The sequence below is a fragment of the Acinetobacter sp. ANC 4805 genome (assembly GCF_022549495.1).
In the GTDB taxonomy this organism is placed as follows: domain Bacteria; phylum Pseudomonadota; class Gammaproteobacteria; order Pseudomonadales; family Moraxellaceae; genus Acinetobacter.
The window spans coordinates 1-328 of record NZ_JAKZGD010000028.1; the positions used below are offsets into that span (position 1 = coordinate 1).

At 46.0% G+C, this 328-nt stretch carries 1 pseudogene; it reads right to left on the reverse strand.

Annotated features, from left to right (window positions below):
- A pseudogene (locus tag MMP60_RS15850) lies at positions 1–328 on the reverse strand (hypothetical protein); the annotation flags it as partial.

Consider the following 328-nt stretch of genomic DNA (forward strand, 5'->3'; position numbering starts at 1 on the left):
TTGGCGACCATTCACTGCATCTGTTGAGCTGGCATTCAGTGCGCCATCTTTCACATTGGTGATCGTGGTACCTGCTGCTCCGCCACCTAAAGTGATTTTGTCTTTTGTCACCGCGTTGTCGTACTTCACTGCCGCATTATCTGTTGCAGTTTGTGCATCACTCACAAGTTTCAATTGGTCTTCTGTCGCTGCTTGTCCACTGGTGATGCTTGCAGCATTCCATGTCTTATTGTTTAAACCACCAATTTTTCCTGTGCTGCCATCAACAGTAATTTGTGTAGCACCATTACCAACTTTAACGGTATTGCCTAAGCCAAGTTGTACTCCG